A 26010-nucleotide genomic window follows, 5' to 3' on the forward strand; every position below is an offset into this window, starting at 1 on the left:
CTCCGCACCATTGGCGTGACTGGTCACCCTCACCTTGGCACAGCGGACCCGCAGCTAGGGCCATATCCGGCAGCTGGATTCAACGCGTGTCAGGCGCTGCGCACGTCCGTATCCGCCGCCAGCTCGGCGTGGATCTCCCGCAGGTCGGAGACATCGAGAGCACCGAGCGTTTCGACGTGCCTGCGCCGCGTCCCCGCGGGAACCTCGACATCGTTGGGTACCACCAACACCGGGCAACCCGCGGCTTCGGCCGACGCCGTTCCGGTGACCGAATCCTCTACGGCCAGGCAGTGTTCTGCGGGCACCCCGAGCAGGTACGCGGCCCGCAGGTAGGGATCCGGCGCCGGTTTGGCCCGGTCGACCTCGTCACCGCAGACGCTCACGGTGAAGTAATGGCTGCCAATGCTTTTCAGGGCCTGCTCGGTGAGCCCGCGGCGGGTGTTGGTCACCAACGCCATCGGAATCCCGGCGGCGGTGAGTCCGTCGAGCATCTCTTTGGCGCCGGGCCGCCACGGCAGCCCCTGCTCGAACAGCTCACCGGTGTAGTCGTGCAGCCAGTCCGCCGATTCGGCCATGGCCGCAGGGTCGGGCTCCAGTCCCAGATCGTCGTAGACGATGCGCATCACGCTCTCGGCCGAGCCGCCGACGGTCGATTCCCGAACCTCGGCCGTGAGCACCCCGCCCATCCGCGCATACAGCGCGTGCATGGCGATATCCCACAGCTTTTCGGAATCGACGAGCGTGCCGTCCATATCCCACAGCACAGCCCGCATGGCAGCCATTCTCGCATTGTCCGACTCCGTCGATAGCCTGGGAGCATGACGGTTTTGGTGACGGGAGCCACAGGAAACATCGGCAGGCGCGTCGTGGATCATCTGATCACGTTGGGCGCCCACGACATCCGCGCATTGACCACGAACCCGGCAAAGGCTGCGCTGCCGGAATCTGTGACAGCAATCACCGGTTACCTGGGAAAACCGGAGACGTTGCGTGCCGCGTTGGACGGCGTCGAACGCGTATATCTGGCCCCGTTCCCCACGACCGTCGAACCCACGCTCGAGCTGATGGTGCAGGCCGGTGTGCAGTACGTGGTGGCGCTGTCCGGCGGCGCGCACTGGGCGGAGCACGCCGATGCGGTCACCGCATCCGGACTGGCGCACACTCAACTGGGACCTGGCGAGTTCTGTGAGAACTTCGCGATGTGGGCCCCGCAGATCAAGACCGGCACCGTCCGTGACGTCAATCCGGAGTACGTCGAATCGCCAGTGTCGATGGGTGACATCGCCCGGGTGGCGGCTCACCTGCTGGCCGCACCGACGGATGATGCCCACCTCGGCGCGATGTACGACCTCACCGGCCCGGTTGCGTTGTCACGCGCCGACATCGCCCGCCAGATCGGTGCGGGCATCGGCACGCCCGTCGAGATGCAGCGATGCGGCCGCGCCGAGGCCGAAGAGCTGCTGCGCCCCGTCATGGGCGACGGCGCGCACTGGTATCTCGACCTTTTCGAGGGCAATCTGGAGCACCAGGCCGCCAACGACAACGTCGAGCGGCTGACGGGCACACCGGCCGAATCGATCGCGCAGTGGGCAGCCGGCAACCGGGGCCTGTTCACCTAGCCGTCCACCAGCTTGAGCCGGAACGGGAACTGTTCCGGCTCAAGCGGTTTCGATTCGGTCAGTCCTCCGGGTTGTAGGCGAGGTTGGAGCCGAGCCAGCGCTCGGCCTCCTGCAACGTCCAGCCCTTGCGCTTCGCGTAATCGGCGACCTGGTCCTGGGCCATCCGGCCGACCACGAAGTACTGCGACTGCGGGTGCGAGAAGTACCAGCCGCTGACGGCAGCACCGGGCCACATCGCCATCGAGTCGGTCAACTCGATGCCGGTCCGCTCCTGGACGTCCATCAACTCCCAGAGCGTCGCCTTCTCGGTGTGCTCCGGGCAGGCCGGGTAGCCGGGGGCGGGCCGGATCCCCACGTACTTCTCACCGATGAGGGCCTCGTTGTCCAGTTGCTCGTCAGGCTGGTATCCCCAGAACTCCTTGCGGACCCGTTCGTGCATCCGTTCGGCGAACGCCTCTGCCAGCCGGTCGGCGATCGACTCCAGCAGGATCGCGCTGTAGTCGTCGTTGGCCGCCTTGAACTCGACGATCTTGTCCTGGCTGCCGAGGCCCGCCGTGACGGCGAAGGCGCCCACGTAGTCAGCCAGACCAGTGTCCTTGGGCGCGATGAAGTCGCCCAACGACCGGTTCGGGATACCGGCGCGGTGCTCGCCCTGCTGGCGCAGGTTGTGCAACGTGGTCAGCACCTGGCTACGGGTCTCGTCGGTGTAGACCTCGACGTCGTCGCCGACCGCGTTGGCCGGGAAGAACCCGATCACCCCGTTGGCCGTCAGCCACTTCTCCTTGATCAGGGTGTCGAGCATCTCCTGGGCGTCGTCGTAGAGCTTGCGGGCAGTCTCGCCCGAGACCGGGTTGTTGAGAATGTCGGGGAAGCGGCCCTTCATCTCCCAGGCGTTGAAGAACGGCTGCCAGTCGATGTACTCGCGCAGCTCTTCGAGGTCATAGGAGGCGAACTCCCGCACGCCGAGGCCCTGGGCGGGCACCGGCGGCGTGTAGCCGTCCCACTCGATCGGCGTCCGGTTGGCACGGGCCTTCTCCAGCGTCAGCATCGGCCGCTCGTTCTTCTGGGCGTGCCGTTCGCGAAGGGCCGCATAGTCGGCCTCCGTGGCTTCCAGCAGGGCGGGCCGTTGCTTGTCGTCGAGCAGGGCGGCAGCGACCGGCACCGAGCGGGAAGCGTCCTTGACCCAGACCACCGGACCGCTGCGACGCGGCGATATCTTCACGGCCGTGTGGGCGCGCGAGGTGGTCGCGCCACCGATCAGCAGCGGGATCTCCAGCCCCTGGCGTTCCATCTCGACGGCGAAGTTGACCATCTCGTCCAGGGACGGGGTGATTAGGCCGGACAGCCCGATGATGTCGGCGTTGTGTTCCTTCGCCGCGTCCAGGATCTTCTGGGCAGGCACCATCACACCGAGGTCGATCACGGTGTAGTTGTTGCACTGCAGGACAACCCCGACGATGTTCTTGCCGATGTCGTGGACGTCGCCCTTCACCGTCGCCATCACGATGGTGCCGTTGGTGGTGTCGGCGTCACCCGGCTGCTTCTCCGCCTCGATGTACGGCAGCAGGTACGCAACGGCCTTCTTCATCACCCGGGCCGACTTCACGACCTGCGGCAGGAACATCTTGCCGGCGCCGAAGAGGTCACCGACGACGTTCATGCCGTCCATCAGCGGGCCCTCGATGACCTCGATCGGCCGCCCGCCGGCAGCGGCGATCTCGGCCCGCAGTTCCTCCGTGTCGGTCTCGACGTCGGCGTCGATGCCCTTGACCAACGCGTGGGTGATCCGCTCGCGGACCGGCAGGCTGCGCCACTCCGCAACCCCCGCGTCGGCAGGTCCTTCCGACTTGTTGAACCGTTCGGCGATCTCCAGGAGCCGCTCGGCAGCGTCCTCGCGACGGTTCAGGACGACGTCCTCGATGCGGTCCCGCAGTTCGGGATCGATCGAGTCGTACGGCACCAGCGCACCGGCGTTGACGATGCCCATGTCCAGGCCGGCCTTGATGGCATGGAACAGGAACACCGCGTGGATCGCCTCGCGGACGGGGTTGTTGCCCCGGAACGAGAACGACACGTTCGAGATACCGCCGGAGATGTGCACCTCGGGAAGGTTCTCCTTGATCCAGGCGCAGGCCTCGATGAAGTCGATCCCGTACGTCGCGTGCTCCTCGATACCTGTCGCCAGCGCGAAGCAGTTCGGGTCGAAGATGATGTCCTCGGCAGGGAAGCCGACCTCTTCGGTCAGGATCCGGTAGGCGCGCCCGCAGATCTCCTTGCGGCGCTCCAGGTTGTCCGCCTGCCCCTGTTCGTCGAAGGCCATCACGACGACGGCGGCGCCGTACTTGCGGCACAGCCGCGCCTCGCGGACGAACTTCTCCTCGCCCTCCTTCATGGAGATCGAGTTGACGATCGGCTTGCCTTGCACGTTCTTCAGGCCAGTCTCGATGACCTCCCACTTGGAGGAGTCGATCATCACCGGGACGCGGCTGATATCCGGCTCGGCCGCGATCAGCTTGGTGAACCGGTCCATCGCGGCGACGCCGTCGATCATGCCCTCGTCCATGTTGATGTCGATGACCTGCGCACCGACCTCCACCTGCTGCAAGGCCACCGACAAGGCGGTGTCGTAGTCCTCGGCCTTGATCAGGTTGCGGAACCGGGCGGAGCCGGTGATGTTGGTGCGCTCACCGATGTTGACGAACAGGGAGTCCTTCGTGATGTTGAGTGGCTCCAGGCCCGCAAGCCGGGTGGCGACCTCGACCTCCGGCACCTCACGCGGCGCCTTGCCCTCGACGACCTCGGCGATCTGCGCGATGTGCGCCGGCGTCGTTCCGCAGCAACCACCGGCCAGATTGATCAGGCCGGCCTCGGCGAACTCGGCGATGTAGGAGGCCTGACTCTCCGGGGACTCGTCGTACTCGGCGAAGGCGTTGGGCAGGCCGGCATTCGGGTAGCAGGAGACGAAGGTGTCCGCGATCCGCGACATCTCGGCGATGTAGGGCCTCATCTCGGGCGCGCCGAGGGCGCAGTTGAGCCCCACCGCGATCGGGTTGGCATGCCTGATCGAGTTCCAGAACGCCTCGGTGACCTGACCGGACAGCGTCCGCCCGGAAGCATCGGTGATGGTGCCCGAGATGATCACCGGCCAGCGGCGTCCGCGGTCCTCGAACAGCGTCTCGAGGGCGAACACCGCAGCCTTGGCGTTCAGTGTGTCGAAGATCGTCTCGATGATGATGATGTCTGCGCCACCGTCGACCAGGCCGTTCGCAGCTTCGAGGTAGGCAGTAACCAGCTGGTCGTAGGAGACGTTGCGGGCTCCGGGGTCGTTGACGTCCGGTGAGATCGACGCGGTCCGCGTCGTCGGGCCCAGCGCCCCGGCGACGTAGCGGGGCTTGGACGCTGTGCTGAACTCGTCGCAGGCCGTACGGGCCAGGGCGGCGCCGGCGTAGTTCAGCTCATAGCTCAGGTCCGCCATGCCGTAGTCGGAAAGAGAGACCGCGGTCGCGTTGAACGTGTTGGTCTCCAGGATGTCGGCGCCCGCCTCGAGGTACTCGCGGTGGATCGCCTCGATGATCTGCGGTTGTGTCAGGTTCAGCAGATCGTTGTTGCCCTGAAGATCGCTCGGCCAGTCCTTGAACCGCTCGCCGCGGTAGCCGGCCTCGTCCGGCCGATCCCGCTGGATCGCCGTGCCCATGGCGCCGTCGATCACCAAGATCCGCTGGCGCAGAGCCGCCGTCAGCGCGTCGGTGCAGTCTGGGCGGATGTTCGGCGCAAGGGTGTTCGACTCAACAGCGTTCACGTGCACTCCTTCCGTAACGGAAGGCGTCCTTGACTCTGCCGAGCGTGGCGGATACCGAGCGGGAAACCGATCCCCCGGGTAACCGTTGCAACGCCTCTCGACCAGAAGAGTCTACGTCGTCACGTGATCGACGTTCGGACGCCCAACCAGCGGCTGCGATCGACCCGACCCGCTTGGCGATACGCGTATTTGAGCGAGTGCCGGCGGATCTTGTCGGAAATGTCGTAGTCACCAACGCTAACCAGATTGCAGCCGAACGTGTTTCATCTCGACCGCGCCGTCGCCCATCACCGGGCGCTGCGACAAGGTGTCGAGCCGGTCGGTGTCGTGGACGGATCTGTCAACGGCAGTCACATCAACAGGATAGTCGGCCTATCAAACTAGCTGATCGTCGTGGCGGCGACCCGCGGGCACAACGGGCTCATCGGCACCATCCAAGGCTTACGCTGAGGGTGTGACACCGTCGTATCCGAACGCCGGCCGGCGTATGAACCTGCCCGAGTTGAAGGACGCCACCGTCGTGGCGGCTTTCGAGGGGTGGAATGACGCCGGCGACGCGGCCAGTGACGCGCTGGACCACCTGGATGCGATCTGGGAAGCGCAACCGATCGTCGAGATCGACGACGAGTCGTACTACGACTATCAGGTGAACCGACCGGTGATCCGCCAGGTCGACGGCGTCACGCGCGAACTCGTGTGGCCCTCTATGCGGATCTCGCACTGCCGTCCCCCGGGCAGCAACCGCGACGTGGTGCTCATGCACGGGGTCGAGCCCAACATGCGCTGGCGCACCTTCTGCGCCGAATTGCTGGCCATCGCCGACAAACTCAACGTGCAGACCGTGGTGATCCTGGGCGCCCTGCTGGCCGACACCCCGCACACCCGGCCGGTGCCGGTGTCGGGCTCGGCGTACTCGGCCGAGTCGGCGAAATTATTCGGCCTGGAAGAGACCCGCTACGAAGGCCCGACCGGGATCGCCGGGGTGTTCCAGGACGCCTGCGTGCAGGCCGGCATCCCGGCTGTGACCTTCTGGGCCGCGGTTCCGCACTACGTGTCGCAGCCGCCCAGTCCCAAGGCCACGGTGGCCCTGCTGCGCCGGGTGGAGGACGTGCTGGACGTCGAGGTGCCATTGGCCGATCTGCCCGTCGCCGCCGAGGAGTGGGAGCAGGCCGTCACCGAGATGACCGCCGAGGACGAGGAGATCGCCGAATACGTCGCCTCCTTGGAGCAGCGCGGCGACGCCGAGGTCGACATGACCGAGGCGCTCGGCAAGATCGACGGCGACGCGCTGGCGGCTGAGTTCGAGCGCTACCTGCGGCGCCGCGGCCGCTGAACCGCCGGCCACTGAACCTGCAGAGTTACTTCTTCTCTTCCAAGGCCTCGATGCGGGCGCTGGTCGAGCGGCCGAGTGCGGCCGCCTCGGCGTCGAGCTTGGGCAGCAGCGTCGGAGTGAACTTGCGGATGTCGCGTTCGGCCAGCGGCGTGGTGACGAACGGTCGGATCCACCGGAACGCCCCGACCCAGTCCGGGCTGTAGATGCGCTTCTTGCGGCCCTCGATGCCCTTGACGAAGGCGGCGCCACAGGCGTCGACGGTGGTGGTCCGATTCAGGGGCGGCGGCAGCTTGGACAGCATCTCCTGGAAGGCCGACAGGTCCGACTTGGCGTCCTGGACCAGCGGGGTGTCGATCCAGCTCATGTGCGCCGAGCCGACGTCGACGCCGAGGTGGGCCACCTCGAGACGCAGCGTGTTGGCGAAGTACTCGGCACCGGCCTTGGAGGCGTGATAGGCGGCCAGCCCGGGCGCCGAGGTGAACGCGGCGAGCGAGGACACCACCAGCACGTACCCGCGGCGCTTGACGACGGACGGGAGGGTGGCCCGGACCGTGTTGAACACACCCGTCACGTTGATGTCGATGACCCGCTTGAACGCCTCGGGGTCCACCTGCAGGACCGAACCGAAGCTGGCGATGCCGGCGTTGGCCATCACGATATCGATGCCGCCGAAACGCTCGACGGCGGCATCGGCGGCCTTCTGCATGGCGGCCAGATCGCGCACGTCGGCCAGCGCCGTCAGCACATGCTCCTCGCCGAGTTCGGCGGCCAGCGCGCTCAGCGGCGCCTCATCGAGGTCGGTGAGCACCAGCTTGGCGCCCCGCAGGCGCAGCCGGCGGGCCACCTCGGCACCGATACCGCGCGCACCGCCGGTGATGAAGACGACTTTTCCGTTCACAGAACCCATGGCCGAAACGTACCCCACCGGGGCGCGCCCGACGAGGCCTAGAGCTCGACGCCCAGCAGCGCATCCACCGTTGCGGCCACCTGCCGTGGCGCAGCGGTGTCATGGCCGCCGTAGGCCAGCGCATCGGTACACCAACCATCCAGTGCGGCAAGTGCTTTCGGGGTGTCCAGATCGTCGGCGAGGTAGTGACGCACCCGGGCCACCACATCGGCGGCATCCGGTCCGGCGGGCAGCGCCGCGGCGGTACGCCAATGCTTCAGGCGGGCGTTGGCCTCGTCCAGCACCGCGTCGCTCCAGAACCGATCACTGCGGTAGTGCCCGGCGAACAGCCCGAGCCGGACGGCCGAAGGGTCGACACCCTGCGCGCGCAGCCGGGACACCAACACCAGGTTGCCGCGGCTCTTGCTCATCTTGTGCCCGTCCCAGCCGATCATGCCGGCGTGCACGTAGTGGCGGGCGAAACGCCGCTCCCCCGTGACGGATTCGGCATGTGCGGCGGAGAACTCGTGGTGCGGGAAGATCAGATCGCTGCCGCCGCCCTGGATGTCCAGTCCGGAGCCGATACGGGTGAGCGCGATCGCCGAGCACTCCACGTGCCAGCCCGGCCGGCCCGCCCCGAAGGGTGACGGCCAGCTGGGCTCACCGGGACGCTCGGCGCGCCACAGCAGGGCGTCGAGCTCGTCGCTCTTGCCCGCGCGGTCGGGATCGCCGCCCCGCTCGCCGAACAGCCGCAGCATGGTCTCGCGGTCGTAGCCCGACTCGTAGCCGAACTGCACGGTGGCATCGGCGCGGTAGTACACGTCGGGGTACTGGGCGTCGTCGACGACGTAGGCCGCACCCGAGGCCAGCATCTTCTCGACCAGCTCGACCACCTCGGAGATGGTCTCGGTGGCGGCCACGTAGTCATGCGGAGGCAACACGCGCAGCGCGGTCATGTCCTCGCGGAAGAGCTGGGTCTCGCGGTCACCGAGATCACGCCAGTCGATGCCGTCGCGGTCCGCCCGCTCGAACAGCGGATCATCCACATCGGTGACGTTCTGCACGTAGTGCACGGTGTGCCCGGCATCCAGCCACAGCCGGTGCACCAGGTCGAAGGTCAGGTAGGTCGCCGCGTGGCCCAGATGGGTGGCGTCATAGGGGGTGATGCCGCACACGTACATGGTGGCCGTCGGTCCCGGAGTGACCGGACGTACCTGCCGGTCGGCGCTGTCATACAGCCGCAGTTGCGGACCACGCCCTTCCAGCACCGGAATTGACGGTGCCGACCACGATTGCATGGCTTCGACTCTAAGGTGCTCGCTCAGGACGGCCTCCCGCCGGTCGGTCCCGCACAGTTCTCCCAAGTCAGACAACGCCGCCGACGATTCCATTCCCGGATCGCTGCGGAGATCGCTCACCGGGCCACCCCGATCGCCTCCAGCAGGATCGGAGCCAGCTCTTTGCGGCACATCACGAAATCCGGCAGGTACGGGTCAGCCCGGTTGTAGCGCAGCTCCGAGCCGTCGAGGCGTGAGGCATGCAGGCCCGCTGCCAGCACCACACCCGCAGGCGCCGCCGAATCCCATTCCCACTGCCCGCCGGCGTGGATGTAGGCGTCGACGTCACCGCGCACCACGGCCATCGCCTTGGCGCCGGCCGAACCGATGCGCACCATCCGGAAATCGAGCTGCTCGCGCATCCGCCACAGCACCGCCGGGGGTCGATTCGAACTCGCGGTGATCAACAGCGGACCCTCGCGGCGCGGCGGGGGCGGACTGACGGTGTCGCTGCGGTACACCTCACCGCGGGCGGGCAGACCCACCACGGCATCCGACAGACCGCCGTCGACGCCGACCGAGCGCTGCCACAGGGCGATGTGCACGGCCCAGTCCTCACGCCCGGGCAGCGAGAACTCATGCGTGCCGTCGACGGGATCGACGATCCACACCCGGTCGGCGTCGACTCGGGACAGGTCGTCGACCGCCTCCTCGCTGAGCACGGAATCCCCGGGGCGCGCTTGGGCCAGCCGGTCCAGGATCAGTGCGTTGGACCGCCGGTCCCCCTCGTCGCCGAGGTAGTAGGGGTCGTAGAAACCGATCTCCTCGCGTACGGCCAGCAACAGCTCGCCGGCCTCCTTGGCCACTGCGGCAGCCAGGTCGGCGTCGGTCGAGTGCACCCGACAAGTATCAGTGCCACGCCGAATTGGTGTGCTGTCGGGTCCGATTGCCGGCGGTGGCACGCCACAATGCCGGCCGTACGTCGCTGAGCTTCACGAGGTTTTCGAGTAGTCGATTACCCGTGCCGGTACCACAGCCCTCACACCAGACTTCCGAGTGGCATTCCAACCACAGCAGTGTGTGACAGGGGGTTTTGAAATGGCACTTCCGCAGCTGAACCTGCTTGACCTGACCGGGCCGAAGAACTTTCCGGCGAACGTGGTCCTACTCCAGGTCCAACAAGCACATGGAGGTGGCCGACGCCGCCTCGGCCGCATACCGATGACCTTCAACGACGAACTCGGGCGGAATCTGTTTGTGTTCGACGAACAAACATCCTCCGAACCATTTGAAAACCCGGAGCAATTCAGGATCGTCCTGGCTGACGATGACGGACGGGACCTCGGCGAAACCATCATCGACTCCAGCGACGGCAATAGCGACAGAGATCGACTGACGATCGACATCTTCGTGAACGGGATCATCGGCGGGCCGAATTACGAACTCGGATACACAGTCTCGAAGGGCTAGTGGCTCAGGCTCGGATTCGTCCGCTAGAACGCCGGCCACGGGATCGGCCGGTGCCGATCAGGTGTCGGCATCACCGGATTGTTCAGTAGCCCAACAATTCTGGACCGCAACGCGGCGATCTCGGCGTCGGTGATGTGTGCGCACAACTGCTCGGCGACACCGCTGAACCCGTCGCGCAGTGCCGCGACGTCGGCCAGGTTTTCGTCGTCGACAGGCTTGCCGGCCCAGCCCCACAGCACGGTCCGCAACTTGTCCTCGACGTGCAGGCTCACCCCGTGGTCCACGCCGTACACCGCTCCGTCGAGGCCGGACAGGATGTGCCCGCCCTTGCGGTCGGCGTTGTTTATCAACACGTCGAACACCGCCATCCGGAACAGCCGGGGATCGTCGGCGTGCACCAGCGTCACCTCGTCGCCGGCGTAGTCGTAAGCCTGCAGGATCGGCAGGAAACCGGGCGGGAGGTGTCCGGCCGGCAGCAGGTCCACCAGATCGGGGCCTGAATCCGGCTCGTCCCCCACCTGGTCACCGGGTTGGTCCACCCACAGCTGCAGCATGCCCGGCCCCGCAGGTCCGTCACGAATAATGGTGTGGGGAACGATATTCCAGCCCAATGCGGCCGAGACCAGGTAGGCGGCCAGCTCGCGGCCGGCCAGCGTGCCGTCGGGAAAATCCCACAGCGGAGCTTCACCCCGGATCGGCTTGTACACGCAGTGCACCTGCCGCGCATCCAGGTTGGCCTCGCACAGGAAAGTGGCGTTGCTCGCCGACCGGATGCGGCCGATCACCGTCAATTCGCCGTCGGCCAGAACCGCGCCATCGTCGGGGTCGGGATCCGGATCGGGGCTAGGAATCTGCGTCATCTTCGGATCCGGCCACCTCACCGCGCCGATAACCGTTGGTGCGCACGCAGATGTGCCCATCGGGATCCAGCGGCTCATCGCACAGCGGGCAGGGCGGGCGGCCGGCCGAGATCACCCGGCTTGAGCGGGTGGCGAACTCCCTGGCCGACTCCGGGGTGAGAAACACGCGCACGGCGTCGGGGCCGTCCTCGGCGTCGTCCAGCACCACCGAGGCGTCGAACTCGCCCTCGGACACCGCCAGCAGCTCCACCACGACGGTCTGCGCTTCCGAATCCCAGCCCAGCCCCATCGTCCCCACCCGGAACTCGGCGTCGACCGGGGTGACAAGCGGCAACAGATCACTGATTTCACCGGTGTCCGGCGGGATCGGCGTGCCGAAGCGGCGATTGATCTCGGTCAACAGGGCGGCGATGCGTTCAGCCAGCACCGCGACCTGCTGCTTCTCCAAGATCACCGAGATCACCCGCTTGTCGTGGACAGCCTGCAGATAGAAAGTCCGGTTACCGGGTTGGCCGACGGTCCCGGCCACGAAACGGTCGGGTGTGCGGAAGACGTGAATTGCGCGGGCCATGGCACCTTCCAAAATACCGGTATCGGTACCGCGGGTCAGTTGGTGGACCCACCCACCACGGCGTCGGTGACCGGTTTGGCGGCCAGCCCGGCGCTCAATTGCGTACCGGTGTGGTTGATGTGCATCACGAATGGGCGCAGTTCGGTGTAGCGGATCACGCTCATCGATGCCGGGTCGGCAGTGATGCGCTGGAACCCGTCCAGGTGCACACCCAACGCGTCGGCGAGCACCGCCTTGATCACGTCGCCGTGCGTGCAGGCCAGCCACAACACGTCGGCGCCGTGCTCATCGGCCAACGCGCGGTCGCGTTCCCGCACCGCAGCGACCGCCCGGGCCTGAACCTGGGCCAGGCCCTCACCCTCGGGGAACACCGCCGCACTGGGCTGCTGCTGGACCACTGACCACAGCGGTTCCTTCACCAGTTCGCCGATGGCGCGGCCGGTCCAGCGGCCGTAATCCACCTCGGTGAGCCGTTCGTCGACGATCGGCTGCAATGCCAGCGCCTCGGCCAGCGGTTCCACCGTGCGCACGCAGCGCAACAGCGGCGAGTGCACGATCGCGGTCACCGGTAACTCCCCGACGCGTGCGACGAGGCCGGCGGCCTGCTCGGCACCGCGCTCATCGAGATCGACGCCCTCACTCCGGCCCGCCAGGGTGTGTGCGGTGTTCGAGGTCGAGCGGCCGTGCCTCAGCAGGATCACGGTCATATGGGCTCCTCGCGCCGGCGGTCGTCGGTCATAGGTCAGCTTTCACTGTCTGCATCATTGCGCGGCAACCACCCCGGTTCCCAGCAGGGCGAGCACCACCGCGCCCAGCACCACCCGGTAGCCGACAAACCAGTACATGCTGTGCGACACCAGGAATTTCAGGAACCAGGCGATCGCCGCGAGGCCGACGATGAACGCGATCACCGTGGCCACCAGCAGCTGGGCTCCGCTGGCGCTCATTCCCTCCCCGACGGGGTGGAAGGCATCCGGCAGGGAGAAGATGCCGGAGGCGAATACCGCCGGGATTGCCAGCAGGAAACCGAACCGGGCCGCCAGCTCACGTTCCATGCCCAGGAAAAGTCCAGCGCTGATGGTCGCACCCGAGCGGGACACCCCCGGTACGAGGGCCAGACACTGGGCCAGGCCGACGATGATGCTGTCGCGCCAGGTCAGCTGCTCGACGCGGCGGATCTGCCTGCCGTAGTACTCGGCCGCGGCGATCACCGCCGAGAACACGATCAGCGCAGTGGCCACCAGCCACAGATTGCGTGCGCCGGTGCGGATTTCGTCTTTGAACAGCAGGCCGAACACACCGATCGGAATGCTGCCGATGATCACCCACCAGCCCAGCCAGTAGTCGGCGGACCGATGGGCCGCATTGAACAGCCCGGAAAACCACGCCTTGATGATCCGGCCGATATCCCTGGCGAAATACACCAGCACCGCGAGCTCGGTTCCCAGCTGGGTGACCGCTGTGAACGAGGCGCCCGCGTCGGCGTCGAAGAACACCCGGGAGGTGATTGCGAGGTGTCCCGAGGACGAGACCGGCAGAAACTCGGTGAGCCCCTGGACAATCGACAACACAACCACTTGCAGCCAGGACATGGCACCGACGTCAGTCACGACGACGACCGTACCGTGGCTCCGGCAGTGAGATGCGTCAGCGAGCGGCGCGCGAAACCGGTTGCGCGTCGGCGACCGCGTCCCGGACCGTTGCCGACAGGCTGCGTTCATCAGACAGGTCGATATCGGTCAGTTTGCGGGTGGCCATGGCCACCACATCGTCGTCGACCGGAACCGGGCCGGACAGCCGCGGGCGGTAGACCTCGATCACGAGCTGCTGACGTTCGATGTGGAAAGAAAAACTCCGGCCGTCGCCGACTTGGCCAAACCCACTGGCGTGTACACCAGTGGAAATATCCTCCATAGCAAACTCTCGGTTACCCAGTTCCCGGTCTGCGGCGAGGGTCATGGTCGAACCATACCTCTACTTATGCCGCGGTGGTTGCAGACGCGACCATTTCCGATCGAGAGGCATGCCTAGACTGGATTCCTGCACGTCACCGACCATCCGTTTCCTACCGAGAGCCGTCCGTTGCGCCCAATCCTTGCAGGTCAGCCAGTTCGCGCCGGCCTCGTTGCGCTGGCCCTGCTGCTCACCGCGGGCTGCACGTCCAACCCCGCCGACGCCCCGCCGCCCACCATCGAGCCCGCTCAGGCCGCAGTTTCACCTCCGGTCACTGCCCCGCCGGACGGCGAGATCCGGCAGTTACGCGGGCACGTTGTGAGTGCGGTTTTCGATCCAGCAACCGGCACACTGGCCGTTCTGACCCCCGCGTCCGAAGGCCAGTCGACCCTGAGCCTGCTGACGGGCAACCGACCGCCGCGCGAGGTGACGCTGATGCCCGCGGCCACCGCGCTCAGCGTCGACGGCAAGGGTGATGTCCTGGCGTCCACCCGGGGCGGATACTTCCGGGTCGACCTGGCCGACGCCAAGGCCAGCAAAATCGATGTGGACGGCACCCAGGGCGTCGACTTCACCGCGATCGCACTGCGCGCCGACGGCAATCCGGTGCTGGGCAGCGCCGACGGAGCGGTCTACACATTGGGCAGCGACCACACCGTGGCTGCCCAGCTCAAGATCTTCGCCCGAGTCGATTCGCTTGTCACGCAAGGAAACACCGCGGTGGTTCTGGACCGCGGGCAAACCTCGGTGACTGCCGTCAACCCCAGCGGCACCAAAGCCGCACAGGCACTACGGGCCGGTGAGGGCGCCACCACGTTGGCCGCTGACGCGCGCGGCCGGGTGCTGGTCGCCGACACCCGCGGTGACGAGCTACTGGTGTTCGGCGCCGACCCGTTGATCATGCGGCAGCGCTACCCCGTGCCCGCCGCCCCCTACGGCCTGGCCGGATCCTCCGAGTTGGCCTGGGTGTCGCAGACCGCGACCAATACCGTGATTGGTTACGATCTCTCCACCGGCATACCGGTGGAAAAGGTGCGTTATCGAACCGTGCAGCAACCGAACTCCCTGGCCTTCGACGACAAGACCGACACCCTCTACGTGGTGTCGGGGTCGGGAGCGGGTGTTCAGGTGATCGGCAGCGCGTCAGGTCGCCGATGACCACCATCCAGCAGGGCCGCATGCCGCCAGGGTGGGACAAGGTCGTCGCCGAAGACCGTTCCGAGGAATACGACTGGATACCGTTGCGGCTACCGCCCGATGTCACCAGGATCAGCGCCTCGATCCGCTTGTCGATCGAGGCCGAGTACCGCGGCTGGGAACTGACCCGCGTGCGGGCCTATACAGATGGGAGCCGGCGGGTGCTGTTGCGCCGCAAGAAATCCGCGTCATCCATGCCGGGCACACCCCAGGCGCCTTCGCTGTGATGTACGCGGCTCTGCGGCGGGCACTTTTCCTGGTGCCGCCCGAACGCATACACGTGTGGGTGTTCGCACTGCTGCGCGCCGTCACCGGCCCGGCGATCCTGCGTCGGGCGTTGGCGCGCCGGTTGGCGCCCACCGACCCGGCCCTGGCCAGCACGGTCTTCGGGGTGCGGTTCCCGGGTCCGATGGGCCTGGCCGCCGGTTTCGACAAGGACGGCCGCGGCCTGGAGACCTGGGGTGCGCTCGGCTTCGGGTATGCCGAGGTCGGCACCGTCACGGCGCAACCGCAACCGGGCAACCCCGAGCCGCGGCTCTTCCGGCTGCCCGACGACCGCGCGCTGCTCAACCGGATGGGGTTCAACAACGAGGGCGCCGGGGCATTGGCGATCCGACTGGCCCGGCACACCCCCGATGTGCCGATCGGGGTGAACATCGGCAAGACCAAACTGACCCCGGCCGAGGACGCGGTGGCCGACTACGCCGAGAGCACCCGGTTGGTGAGCGCACTTGCGGCATACGTCGTCGTCAACGTCAGCTCCCCCAACACCCCGGGACTGCGGGATCTGCAGGCGGTGGAATCGCTGCGGCCGATCCTGGCCGCGGTCAAGGCGGAGACGGACAAGCCCGTGCTGGTCAAGATCGCCCCCGACCTCACCGATGCCGATATCGACGAAATCGCGGACCTGGCAGTCGAATTGGGGTTGGCCGGCATTGTCGCCACCAATACCTCGGTGTCCCGTGACGGACTGGCCACACCCGGTGTCGCCGATCTGGGCACCGGCGGCATCTCGGGACGCCCCGTGGCACACCGGTCCCTGGAAGTGCTGCGGCAGTTGTACCGCCGGGTGGGCGACAAGCTCGTGCTGATCAGCGTCGGCGGCATCGAAACCCCCGATGACGCGTGGGAGCGGATCACCTCCGGGGCGACCCTGTTGCAGGGCTACACGGGGTTCATCTACGGCGGCGGATTGTGGGCCAAACACATTCACGACGGCATCGCCGAGCGGCTGCACGCCGGCGGGTTCGCATCGCTGAGCGAGGCGGTCGGGTCGGGAATGCGCTGAGCCGGAACGACTCGGTCAGCGCATCACTCGACCACGAGGGCCGTCTTGCCCCGTCCGGTCCGGAACGACTGGGCCTCACCGGCCGCTGCCAGCGGAAACGTCCCCGCCACGGTCGGGACCAGTGCCCCGCGGGCCGCCAGGTCTGCCAAAACCGTCATACCCAACCGGTCCGCCTCGACAGCCAGCTCGGCCAATCGGACACCGCGCTCGGCCGCTACGGCAGCCAAAGGCGACAACGTCTGCGGCTGAGTCGAGACCAACGTGCCGCCGGATTTGAGGACCCGCAGTGCCATCTGGGGGTAGTCGTGCCCGATGACGTCGAACACAACGTCCAAATCGGTGACACGCTCACTGAAATCTGTTGTGGTGTAATCGATCACCTGGTCGACACCCAACGACGACACATAATCGGAATCCGCCGCGGTGGCCAGCCCGATGACATGCGCACCGTAGGCCTTGGCGATCTGTACCGCCAGGTGCCCCACCCCGCCGGCCGGACCGGTGATCAGAACACGGCTACCTTCGGTGATGCGCGCGGTGTCCACCAGCGCTTGAAAGGCGGTCAGCCCCGCCAACGGCAGCGCAGCGGCCTGAACGTGGTCGAGGTTGGCCGGTTTGGGTACGAACACCCTGGCGGGCCCGACGGCGTATTCGGCGTATGCCCCGTGCCCATGCGGGAACGGCAGTAACCCGAACACCTCATCGCCGGGCCGGTGCACTGTCACACCCATCCCGACGGCTTCCACCGTGCCGGAAACGTCCCAGCCCAGCACAAACGGCGGCGGACCCACGAACACCCCGGTCTCCCGGTTCATCACGTCGACAGGGTTCACCCCGGCGGCATGGACGCGCACCAGGACCTGTCCCATGCCCGGCTCGGGGCGCTGGATGTCGACGAGGCGAAGCACATCGGGACCGCCGAGCTCATCCTGACTTATTGCCTTCATGAGCCGAGAGTAAGGAAACCCAGCGGCGCGGGGGCTACTTCTGTTCGTAGGTGCCGTGGATGACGGCGCGGGCGATGGCCTGCCCGAACAGGTTGAAGCCCAGGTAGGCGGGGGTGGCGCCGTCGGGTAGACCCAGTGACTCGACCGGCAGTGCGTGCACGGCGATGTAGTACCGATGCGGACCGTGGCCGGCGGGCGGGGCCGCACCGAGATAGCGCCGCAGGCTCGCGTCGTTGGTGAGCGTGACGGCCCCACCGGGCAGGTCGCCGCCGTCGCCGGCACCGGCGGGCAGCTCGGTCACCGTGGCGGGCAGATCGGCCACCGCCCAGTGCCAGAAGCCCGATGCGGTCGGCGCGTCGGGGTCGTACACCGTGACCGCGAAGCTCTTGGTCTCCGCCGGGAAGCCCGACCAGCTCAGCTGCGGCGAGGTGTCCGAACCGCCGGCCCCCATGATCCCGCTGACCTGATCATTGGCCAGTGGCCGGCCATCGCTGACCGATTCGGAGGTCAGGGTGAACGTCGGCAGCTTCGGCAGGCTGTCGTACGGAGATGTGCTCATGGTTCCCTCTCGTCGTGATTCGTGCGGTCAGCAGTTCCGCAGAAAGTGTTCCAGAACGCCCGCGCCGAACTGCAGCGCGTCCACCGGCACCCGCTCGTCGACACCGTGGAACAGCGCTGCGAAGTCCAGTTCCGGCGGCAGCCGCAGCGGAGCGAATCCGAAACAGCGAATCCCCAACCGCTGGAACGACTTCGCGTCGGTTCCACCCGACATCATGTAGGGCACTGTGCGGGCCTCGGGATCGAGCGCCAGAATCGCCGCGTTCATCGCGTCCACCAGGTCACCGTCGAATGTGGTCTCGTACGACGGCAGGTCCCGTTCCCAGCTGCGGGTGACATCGGGGCCGATCAACGCGTCGACCTCGCGCTCGAAGGCCTCCTTGCGACCCGGCAGCACGCGGCAGTCGATCACGGCCTCCGCCGATGCGGGGATGACGTTGGCCTTGTAGCCGGCTTTGAGCATGGTCGGGTTCGCGGTGTCGCGCAGGGTGGCCGACACGATCCGGGCCACGCCGCCGAGTTTGGCGATGGTGCCGTCCAGGTCCGGCGAGTTCACGTCGAAGGTGTAGCCGGTCTCCTCGGCCACCGCGGTGAGGAATTCCTCCACCGCCGGGTTGAGCACCAGCGGGAACTGGTGGCGACCCAGCCGGTCCACCGCACCGGCGATGGCCGTCACGGCGTTGTCGTCGTGCACCATCGAGCCGTGCCCGGCCCGGCCGCGCGCGGTCAGCCGCATCCAGGCCAATCCTTTTTCGGCGGTCTCGATCAGGTACAGCCGACGCTCCCCGCCGTCCTTGCGGGGCACGGTCAGGGAGAACCCGCCCACCTCACCGATCGCCTCGGTCACGCCCTCGAACAGGTCGGGCCGGTTGTCCACCAGCCAGTTGGCGCCGTAGGTGCCGCCGTGCTCCTCATCGGAGACGAACGCGAACACCAGGTCGCGGGGCGGGACGATGCCGGACCGCTTGAAATGTCGGGCGACCGCCATGGTCATCCCGACCATGTCCTTCATGTCCACCGCGCCGCGGCCCCAGACGTAGCCGTCCTTCACAGCACCCGAGAACGGGTGCACGCTCCAGTCGGCGGGCTCGGCCGGGACGACGTCGAGATGCCCGTGGATCATCAGCGCGCCACGGGTGGGATCCGCGCCGGGTAACCGGGCGAAGACATTGCCGCGGCCCGGCGCCCCGGCCTCGACGTATTCGGTCGTGTAGCCGACCTCACGGAGCCGGTCGGCCACCCATTCCGCACAGTCCGCTTCAGGCTTCGTGGTGGCCGGGTCACCGGTATTGGAGGTGTCGAAACGGATGAGCGCACTGACGAGATCGACTACCTCGTCCGCGCTGGAGGCGGGGACAGTCACAGTCACATTCGTACCACTGGAACACCGGTTTGGGTCTAGGCCACTCAATCCGATAGCCTTAGGCGCCCAACCCCGAGTGGTTGGCAAGTCCGAGTGGCGGAATGGCAGACGCGCTAGCTTGAGGTGCTAGTGCCCTATTAACGGGCGTGGGGGTTCAAGTCCCCCCTCGGACACCCAACTGAGGCGAGCGAAACTGAACGCTCGCGTTCATTTTCGAATCGATGGAGTGTGTTGAGCGGCGAAGCCGTGTTCATGGCATCTCCTCGGCCCACTTCATGTGCCCCTCGAAGCCGACCGATGCCGCCGCCGCGCGGTAGCGATCCCGATAGTCGCGGTAGGTTTCCCGGTCGCTGATTGCCTGCGCAAGCAATGCGCGAAGTCGCAGGATCGGCAGGGCATGCAATACGAAGCCTGGCTCGGTCGGCACGGCGGCGAGTCGGTCGATTGCCGCCCGCGCTTGATCGTGGTCGCCTTGAGCTGAGCGTTGTAGCAGCAATTCGACCAGCGTGGAGCTCGCCAGCCCGCTCCAGATCATGTTTCCGGCATCCAAAAGGTCGTCAACGACGGTGCGCGACAGTTCAATTGCGCCGTCTATGTCGCCGGTTCGACCCTTCTCCTTGGCGACCATGGTGTCCACAAACCACACCGCCGATACGGTGAACCTCTGCTGCAGGGCAGCTCGACGCACTGTCATGAGCAGGTCGAATCCGCGCCCCCGGTCGCCGCCAGGTTGCTGCACGAGCAGCGCGCCTCTGGCCAACTGTGCGTTGGCCAGCGCGAAATCGTCACCCGATCGCTCTGCGACGTCGAGCGCTTCGGCGGTGTCACGCAGAGCCGCGCTGTCGGGCAGAAGCGCGCCGTATCCGATGGGTAGCGCTCGAAACATGATGGTGAGCGCCCGCGAGAACGGATCGTAATCACGCGCCATCGCTACGGCCTCATCTAGATCATCCTTCCAACCGGGGCGCCCCAGGCACGACTTCACCGAGCCCCGCATCGCCAAGGCCAACGCCAACGGTGATCCCACGATCAGATCTCCCATCGCGGGATCACCGTGTGCCGAATCGATTTCGCGCTGTACCAGCTGCAGCGAGGTGGTGGCCTCACCCGCCTCCCATTTGGCCACCACTGCGCCGAACAGCAGCCCGACTGTCAGCTCCGGGTCGTCGATCGCGTCGAGCAGTTCGGCGTATTCAGAAGCCAGCCGCGCCGACCGGCGAAATTGGCCGTGGAACGCCAGGGTCAGGAGCAGTCCCGACATGCCGACTGCATGTGATCGTTTGTCGCCGGCGGCCGTGGCGAGTGCGCGGAGTTCGTCGAACCCCGCGTCTTCGACGCTGCCGCCTACTCGCCATGCGGTCGCGCACAGCAGTGTTCGCGGAGCGATACGCATCGGCGCGCGTTCGGGGTCATCTGCGTGCAACTGGTCGGCGACTTGCCGGGCTCGCTGCCAATTCAATCGCGCTGCGGCGATGTCGCGGTTCGTCGACCAGGAGCCCGCGCGCATATGCCAGTCGAACGCCGCGCGAAGATCGCCCGCGGCCTCGAAGTGTTCGGCGATCAGCGCAGCGTTCTCGTCTGCCCTTGTCGGATCGCGCGATTCGATCGCGACGGCGAGGCGTCGGTGCATTTCGCAACGGGCGGACTTGAGTTGGGATTCGTATGCCACCGTTCGGATGAGTGGGTGGTGGAATACGTACTCCGGTGCGCCTTCTTGCACTGGCTGGTCGATGAGCTCGGCGGTCACAAGGTCATCGAAACGCGGGTCAATCCCCAGGGCGGTGAGTAATTCTGCGGTGAACCGCGATCCGATGACCGCCGCGGCGTTCAGTGTGCGCTTCGCCTCCGCGCCGAGCCGATCGATACGCGCAGCGATCGTGGCCTGCAATGTGGCGGGAACTCCTACGTCGGTGATCTCTGCGGTGGAGACGTACGCTCCCGGCCTACCGACAAGCACGCCACGTTCTGCTAGTTCGCGCACCATCTCCCCGGCAAAGAACGGATTGCCGGCTGCCCGATCCGTGACGGCGCTGCCCACTTCACCAACCGAGGCGTCCGCCCCAACCATCTCCGAAACCAGAGCCGCGATCTCTGAATCACTCAGCGGCGCAAGCGCTATGGATTGTTCGCCGACGACTCCGGGCAACGGTCCCTGATATTCCGGGCGATAAGTGACGAGGACCAGAGCCGATGTCCGGGGAATCACCGTGAAGAAGTCGGCGAGCATCGACTCGCTGACGTTGTCGATCCAATGGACATCCTCAACCACGTATACGACTGGAGCCGCGCGGGCCAGAGCAGTGTTGTTGATCAATGACGTCAACCGGCGACGACGAGCATCGGGGTCGATTACAGGTAGCGCCGCGCCAGGGTCAGCGATCCCGAGCAGGTCATCGAGGAGCAGCAGATCTTCGGGGTCTGCGTCCGGGAGTTGAGCCCTGATGCGGGAACGGGCCGCCTCGCCACGGAGATCGTCGACAAGTGTGGCTGCGCGCAACAGCCGGGCGACGACGAGGAAAGGGATATTGCTGGCGTGCGACTCGCAGAAAGCGGTGAATACGCCGATGCGACGGGCGGCGGCCGTCGCGGAAATGTCACGTACGAGGCGGCTCTTGCCAACCCCAGGTGACCCGACCACGCCGACGACAGCACCGTGGCCCGCGACCGCGCGGTCCAAGCGCTCAACCGCTGACATCTCCGACCGGCGCCCGACCAGATGTGGTTCGGTGCGCCTGACGGCGCGATGCGGTTCTGCCATGCCCAGGAGTCGACGAGCAGGCACGGGATCATCGGCACCCTTGATCCGAACCGATTGCGGATCACCCAGAACGGCTGTCTCTGCGACCAGTCCTGCGGTGGATGCGCTGAGCATCACCCCGCCCGGTGAAGCGGCCGATTCCATCCGCTGCGCCATTCCGACCTGCTCGCCGATCGTGGTGTAGCCGAACGACCCAGATCCAATCTCACCGGCGATCACCTGGCCAGAATTCAAGCCCACCCGCAGCGAGAGCTGCACGCCATCACGATCGTGGACATGGACGGCAAGTTGGTCGGCTTCTTCTTGGATCGCCAAAGCCGCCAGGCAGGCACGAATGGCGTGATCCTCCAAGGCGACCGGCGCTCCGAACACCGCCATGATGCCGTCGCCGGTGAACTTGTCGACCGTGCCGCCGAAGCGCTGCACCACCGCGGCGCATCGGTTGGCCAACTCGGCCATGATCTCGCGCAGCCGCTCGGCACCAACCGCAGCCGCGATCTCCATCGAATGGACCACATCGGCGAACAAGACCGTGACTTGCTTATATTCCGCTGCTTGGCTCGCCGGCGTCAGTCGCGCACCGCACTCGGCGCAGAACTTGGCAGCCGGACCGGACTTCGCGCCGCAGGATACGCAGACCAGCGACGTCGCAGTCACTTCACCGCCACCACCCCCGCTGAGGTCCACGTCAACATGGTTTCACCGCTGATCAGCGATGTCCGCCGGGTCGCGGTGCCATCTTCGACACGAAGTACCGAGACCTCGCATGTCTCAGGCCCGGTCAGGGTTCAACTTCCCGGCAGCCGCGGCAACCCAGCACAGCTGTTCGTGGAATATGTCGCTGTGCGCACCCGACGGGCCATCGTCCTTGGCCACCACGTCCGACGAATTCAGATTCAGGATCTGACCGGTCTGGAACGGGTAGCTCGTCTTCACGGCGCCCAGACTCTGGGTCACCGACTGGTACGCCCCGTGTGACCCCATGGCCCGCCAGCGGAACAACGGATCCTCGGCCCCGGCCGCGTCCTCGCCCGCCGCTGCCGAGGCCAGCGGATAGAACGTACCGAGCGCCCGGTCATGACTGGAGAAGCAGACCGTCAGCGGGCCGTCGATTCTGTTGAGCAGACCCGCCAACTCACCGGCACCTTTGCGGAACGGCAACCGCTCGGTGAACGTGAAGCGGGAGTACGCGCCCTGCAGCAGGGTCACCGCCTTGACAGGTGAGGGTTGGACCTCGCTCATCCCGGCCAGCGCATAGGACACCACCCGCGCCCCGAAACTGTGCCCGACCAGGTGAATCCGCAGCTCGGGGAAGTCGGCATGCAGCGCATCGATGACGGGGCCCAGCCCGCGCCGGCCCACCACCCCGGCGCGGTTCTTCATCTTCCAGTAGCTCAACTGCCGCAGCGCCTCCTTGGCGCCGTGCCACAGCCGCCCCGCGATGTCACCGAGGCCGGCCGCTCCCCCGCCCCCACCGTCATCGAATTGCACACCGGCATTGGATAATTCGTCGGCGAAGGTGGTGAACAGCTGCTCCGCATCCTGGTGTTCGGCCAGCATCCCCGGCCCGGCCTCAAGGGCGGCAACCTCACCGTCGTTGAACCCGGTCTGGGTGGCGGCGCTGAACGCGCGCAGCGCATCGAGCAGTTCCGGTAGGCGATCGCTGCTCGGCGGGGCCGCCAGCAGGCCCGCGATGGTGTCCAACTGCTCCTTGCCGTCCGGAAACAGCTCCTTGAGTTCGGCGAGCTGAGCCGGATCGATGGTGGCCGGCCCGGCGGGCACCACCTCCACCTCGTCACCCAGCGCGGCCGCGCCCCCGCCGTCGTGTGCCGCCGGCCCGGAAAAGTCCGGGATCGGCTCGTCACGCCACAGTTGCGACGGCCACCGCAGCCCGACGAAGCCGACCGCACGGGCCGGATCGAGTTGTGGGGCCAACAGCCCGAACCACCGCTCGTACAACGACGCCGCGGCCGCTTCGTCGTTGTTCCAGCCATGGGAGAAGATGATCAGATCGGTCAGCCCCGCGGCGCCGATCCGGCTCTTGAGATCGGCCAGCACCGCTGGATCGGGATCGCCCTCGGCATCGAACACCAGCCGCCAGATCCGCTCTGCCACATCGTTGGTCATCGGAGTCCCTTTCCAGTCAGACGGATTGCAGCGCACGCATGAGATCGACCATGCCGCTGCCCTGGAATGCCGGGTCGCGGTTCAGCGAGGTCGCGGATTCGACGAAGATGCGTTTGACGGCCTCCGGCTCGCTGACGAACTCCCGCTGAACCGACAGGAACGCCGCGATCGCGCCGGACACGTGCGGTGCGGCCATGCTGGTGCCGCTTTCCTCGACGTACACCGGCACGTCGGCCCCGACGTCGATCTGGTTGGTCACGGCCTCCCGGCGCTCCCCGGCCGCGGCCGAGGTGATGCGCTCACCCGGTGCGACCAGGTCTGGCTTGCGTCGCCCGTCCCCGGTTGGGCCACGTGAGGAGAAGTACGAGACACCGAAGGTGTGCGGCGAACTGCGATGCGTGGAACCGACGGTGATCGCGCTTTCGGTGTTGCCGGGATCGTTGATCGTCATGTCCGCGGTGAACTTCAGCGAATCCTTGCTGAATGCCGTGTTCAGTGACACATAGCCGGAATTGCCCGCGGCCACGACCACCACCACGCCCGAGCGCACGGTCTTGTCGACCTCGATACACATCGGGCTCTGCCCGCAGGCGTACCACTCTGCGTCGAATTCGTATCCGAGGCTGAGGTTCACACCGTGTATGCGCGGCACCCGCTCACTTCCGGCGTTGAGTTTCCGGACGTAGGCCAGCGCCTGCATCACCCGGCTCACCCGGGAGGTCTGGTCCCCGGGCCCGAGTACCTTGAGGCTCACCAGCTTGGCCTTGGGTGCCATGCCCGCCAACCGGTCCGGGTCGGAGACCGTGCGCGGGGCGGTGATCGGATCGCCGCCGTGCTCAGGGTCATTGAGCCGCTTTTCCACCACCACGATGTCTGCGGGCTTGCGGCCCACCAAACCCCCGGCGATGATCCCGGCCACGTGCGTGCCGTGCCCATCGGTGTCGGTCAGCGGCGCGTCACCTCCGGTGAAGTCGTGGTGCAGATCGACCACCGACGGATCGCGCAGGTTCTTGTACTCCGCGAAGTGCGCGTGCTTTTCGTCGATACCGGAATCGACCACGGCCCAGACGATCCCCTCACCGAAACTGTCGAACGACCTCTGGGCCGCGACGGCCTTGATGGTGGTCGAAGAGGCGTCGATCTGCGTGTGCACCTCGAAGTCCGGCCAGATCCGGTAGACCGCCCGCTGTGCCCAGATCTGTGGGACGGCGTCGGCGGACACGAGGGATTTGATCTGGTCCGACGTGAGATCTCCGGCCATGAACTGATCGGCCAGCGGCTCGGGAGTACCTGATGCGCGGACCAGTTTCCACAGCTCCTCGACCCGCTTTATCGCGGCGCCCACCGATGGCTGGAAGGTGAGGTTGAGCTCGATCATGATCGGTATGGGCGTGTCGTTGCTCTCCTGCGCCATCGCCGTGCGTAGCGGCGGTGTGACGACACCGGCCAGAACCGGGTCGCGTTTGGGTGGTTCGGGAGTCCCGACCTGCGGTGCCGGTGCCGGCTCCGAGGGAGCCGCGGCCCGCACCTCCGGCTCGGCCACGGCCTCGGCCCGTTCGCGGGCGCCCCCGACAGCGCCGCGGCCGGCGTCGGTCAATTGCACGCTTGTGCTCTTCGGCGCCTTCGGGGCAATGAGCTTCCTCCGGCGCAGTGCGGCGACCGCATCATGAACACGGTTGTGCCAGTACGGTTTGTCGTTCTCGTATTGCCGGTCGCGCTCTTCGAATCTCGACGCGAATCTGGCTGCGACGGTCTCGGTCAGCAATGCCATGTCCGCGGTCGTGCCGGACGCCTCCAGATCCCCCAGCGCACTGAGCACCCGATCCGCCCAGACTTCCCCCGTTGAACTCACGGCGCTCCTCGGCATACTCAGCCACCCCAGGTTTTCCTGCGTCGATTGATCGTCGCTCAGCCGAGCCGCACACACACGCGTATTCGACTACTCGAAACTCGGAGGGATCGCCCGTATCGGATCGAGTAGCCCACTACTCATGTCATTTCTCC

Annotated in this window: 22 protein-coding genes and 1 tRNA gene; 7 read left to right on the top strand and 16 right to left on the bottom strand. The window is 66.7% G+C overall.

Translation table 11 applies throughout. From position 1 onward, the window contains the following. Positions 1 to 89: 89 nt before the first annotated feature. Positions 90 to 773: an HAD family phosphatase gene (locus AB0I14_RS16450; protein ID WP_358024340.1), complete on the bottom strand. Its 684-nt coding sequence runs from the start codon at positions 771 to 773 to the stop codon at positions 90 to 92. Between the two features lie 45 nt (positions 774 to 818). Between AB0I14_RS16450 and AB0I14_RS16455 the strand changes: the two genes are divergently transcribed. Further along, complete coding sequence (locus AB0I14_RS16455; RefSeq protein WP_358023276.1) at positions 819 to 1619, top strand: NAD(P)H-binding protein; 801 nt, start codon at positions 819 to 821, stop codon at positions 1617 to 1619. A 58-nt stretch (positions 1620 to 1677) separates the two neighbouring features. On the opposite strand, the gene metH is transcribed toward AB0I14_RS16455, so the two are convergent. Continuing rightward, positions 1678 to 5418 (bottom strand): methionine synthase, encoded by a 3741-nt coding sequence (metH, locus tag AB0I14_RS16460; protein ID WP_358023279.1) that lies wholly within the window; start codon positions 5416 to 5418, stop codon positions 1678 to 1680. Between the two features lie 487 nt (positions 5419 to 5905). Here metH and AB0I14_RS16465 point away from each other — a divergent pair, with 487 nt between their 5' ends. Continuing rightward, positions 5906 to 6751, top strand: a complete 846-nt coding sequence (locus AB0I14_RS16465; RefSeq protein ID WP_358024343.1) for a PAC2 family protein — start codon at positions 5906 to 5908, stop codon at positions 6749 to 6751. Between the two features lie 25 nt (positions 6752 to 6776). On the opposite strand, the gene AB0I14_RS16470 is transcribed toward AB0I14_RS16465, so the two are convergent. The 3 genes from AB0I14_RS16470 to AB0I14_RS16480 all read right to left on the bottom strand — a co-directional run bounded on the left by AB0I14_RS16470 (position 6777) and on the right by AB0I14_RS16480 (position 9813). Beyond that, positions 6777 to 7658, bottom strand: a complete 882-nt coding sequence (locus AB0I14_RS16470) for an SDR family oxidoreductase (protein WP_358023282.1) — start codon at positions 7656 to 7658, stop codon at positions 6777 to 6779. A 38-nt stretch (positions 7659 to 7696) separates the two neighbouring features. Beyond that, positions 7697 to 8935 (bottom strand): cysteine--1-D-myo-inosityl 2-amino-2-deoxy-alpha-D-glucopyranoside ligase, encoded by a 1239-nt coding sequence (gene mshC / locus AB0I14_RS16475; protein WP_358023285.1) that lies wholly within the window; start codon positions 8933 to 8935, stop codon positions 7697 to 7699. A gap of 116 nt (positions 8936 to 9051) precedes the next feature. After that, positions 9052 to 9813: a 3'(2'),5'-bisphosphate nucleotidase CysQ gene (locus AB0I14_RS16480; RefSeq protein ID WP_358023288.1), complete on the bottom strand. Its 762-nt coding sequence runs from the start codon at positions 9811 to 9813 to the stop codon at positions 9052 to 9054. 199 nt (positions 9814 to 10012) lie between these two features. On the opposite strand from AB0I14_RS16480, the gene AB0I14_RS16485 reads away from it, so the two are divergent. Continuing rightward, positions 10013 to 10384 (top strand): hypothetical protein, encoded by a 372-nt coding sequence (locus tag AB0I14_RS16485; RefSeq protein ID WP_358023290.1) that lies wholly within the window; start codon positions 10013 to 10015, stop codon positions 10382 to 10384. 23 nt (positions 10385 to 10407) lie between these two features. Here the strand turns inward: AB0I14_RS16485 and AB0I14_RS16490 are convergent, their stop codons facing one another. The 5 genes from AB0I14_RS16490 to AB0I14_RS16510 are packed head-to-tail and all read right to left on the bottom strand — an operon-like array spanning position 10408 to position 13774. Further along, complete coding sequence (locus tag AB0I14_RS16490; RefSeq protein WP_358023293.1) at positions 10408 to 11244, bottom strand: SCO1664 family protein; 837 nt, start codon at positions 11242 to 11244, stop codon at positions 10408 to 10410. Beyond that, positions 11228 to 11815, bottom strand: coding sequence for a DUF3090 domain-containing protein (locus tag AB0I14_RS16495; protein WP_358023296.1), 588 nt, complete (start codon positions 11813 to 11815; stop codon positions 11228 to 11230). The genes AB0I14_RS16490 and AB0I14_RS16495 overlap by 17 nt, the downstream gene beginning before the upstream one ends. Before the next feature lie 35 nt (positions 11816 to 11850). Beyond that, positions 11851 to 12522, bottom strand: coding sequence for a histidine phosphatase family protein (locus AB0I14_RS16500; protein WP_358023299.1), 672 nt, complete (start codon positions 12520 to 12522; stop codon positions 11851 to 11853). 54 nt (positions 12523 to 12576) lie between these two features. Beyond that, entirely contained in the window at positions 12577 to 13407 is an 831-nt protein-coding gene (locus AB0I14_RS16505; protein WP_358024346.1) for an undecaprenyl-diphosphate phosphatase, read from the bottom strand. 55 nt (positions 13408 to 13462) lie between these two features. Continuing rightward, entirely contained in the window at positions 13463 to 13774 is a 312-nt protein-coding gene (locus AB0I14_RS16510; protein ID WP_358023302.1) for a hypothetical protein, read from the bottom strand. Positions 13775 to 13897: 123 nt separating this feature from the next. Here AB0I14_RS16510 and AB0I14_RS16515 point away from each other — a divergent pair, with 123 nt between their 5' ends. From AB0I14_RS16515 to AB0I14_RS16525, 3 genes are read left to right on the top strand one after another with little or no spacing between them, the layout of a single operon-like run. Then, positions 13898 to 14926 (top strand): hypothetical protein, encoded by a 1029-nt coding sequence (locus tag AB0I14_RS16515; RefSeq protein ID WP_358023305.1) that lies wholly within the window; start codon positions 13898 to 13900, stop codon positions 14924 to 14926. Next, positions 14923 to 15192, top strand: a complete 270-nt coding sequence (locus AB0I14_RS16520; RefSeq protein ID WP_003880314.1) for a DUF5703 family protein — start codon at positions 14923 to 14925, stop codon at positions 15190 to 15192. The genes AB0I14_RS16515 and AB0I14_RS16520 overlap by 4 nt, the downstream gene beginning before the upstream one ends. Next, entirely contained in the window at positions 15192 to 16253 is a 1062-nt protein-coding gene (locus tag AB0I14_RS16525) for a quinone-dependent dihydroorotate dehydrogenase (protein WP_358023308.1), read from the top strand. The genes AB0I14_RS16520 and AB0I14_RS16525 overlap by 1 nt, the downstream gene beginning before the upstream one ends. A 23-nt stretch (positions 16254 to 16276) precedes the next feature. Here AB0I14_RS16525 and AB0I14_RS16530 read toward each other — a convergent pair whose 3' ends face one another. Genes AB0I14_RS16530 through AB0I14_RS16540 form a run of 3 tightly spaced genes read right to left on the bottom strand, consistent with a single transcriptional unit; the run spans position 16277 to position 19121 of the window. After that, positions 16277 to 17200, bottom strand: a complete 924-nt coding sequence (locus AB0I14_RS16530; protein ID WP_358023311.1) for an NADP-dependent oxidoreductase — start codon at positions 17198 to 17200, stop codon at positions 16277 to 16279. Between the two features lie 34 nt (positions 17201 to 17234). Next, the gene (locus AB0I14_RS16535) at positions 17235 to 17759 is read right to left on the bottom strand and encodes a YbhB/YbcL family Raf kinase inhibitor-like protein (protein WP_358023314.1); all 525 of its coding nucleotides are present in this window, start codon (positions 17757 to 17759) and stop codon (positions 17235 to 17237) included. 27 nt (positions 17760 to 17786) lie between these two features. Then, the gene (locus tag AB0I14_RS16540) at positions 17787 to 19121 is read right to left on the bottom strand and encodes a M20/M25/M40 family metallo-hydrolase (RefSeq protein WP_358023317.1); all 1335 of its coding nucleotides are present in this window, start codon (positions 19119 to 19121) and stop codon (positions 17787 to 17789) included. A gap of 87 nt (positions 19122 to 19208) precedes the next feature. Here AB0I14_RS16540 and AB0I14_RS16545 point away from each other — a divergent pair. After that, positions 19209 to 19294: transfer RNA gene (locus AB0I14_RS16545), tRNA-Leu, on the top strand. Positions 19295 to 19371: 77 nt separating this feature from the next. Here AB0I14_RS16545 and AB0I14_RS16550 read toward each other — a convergent pair. From AB0I14_RS16550 to AB0I14_RS16560, 3 genes are all read right to left on the bottom strand, one after another. Continuing rightward, positions 19372 to 22536 carry an adenylate/guanylate cyclase domain-containing protein gene (locus tag AB0I14_RS16550; RefSeq protein ID WP_358024349.1) on the bottom strand — a complete coding sequence of 1055 codons (3165 nt, stop codon included), beginning with the start codon at positions 22534 to 22536 and terminating at the stop codon, positions 19372 to 19374. 114 nt (positions 22537 to 22650) lie between these two features. Continuing rightward, positions 22651 to 24006: a serine-threonine protein kinase gene (locus AB0I14_RS16555; protein ID WP_358023320.1), complete on the bottom strand. Its 1356-nt coding sequence runs from the start codon at positions 24004 to 24006 to the stop codon at positions 22651 to 22653. A 16-nt stretch (positions 24007 to 24022) separates the two neighbouring features. Beyond that, positions 24023 to 25858 (bottom strand): S8 family peptidase, encoded by a 1836-nt coding sequence (locus AB0I14_RS16560; RefSeq protein ID WP_358023322.1) that lies wholly within the window; start codon positions 25856 to 25858, stop codon positions 24023 to 24025. Positions 25859 to 26010 lie beyond the last annotated feature (152 nt).

Origin of the sequence: Mycobacterium sp. NPDC050441 (assembly GCF_040655355.1) — a bacterium.
Lineage (GTDB): Bacteria > Actinomycetota > Actinomycetes > Mycobacteriales > Mycobacteriaceae > Mycobacterium.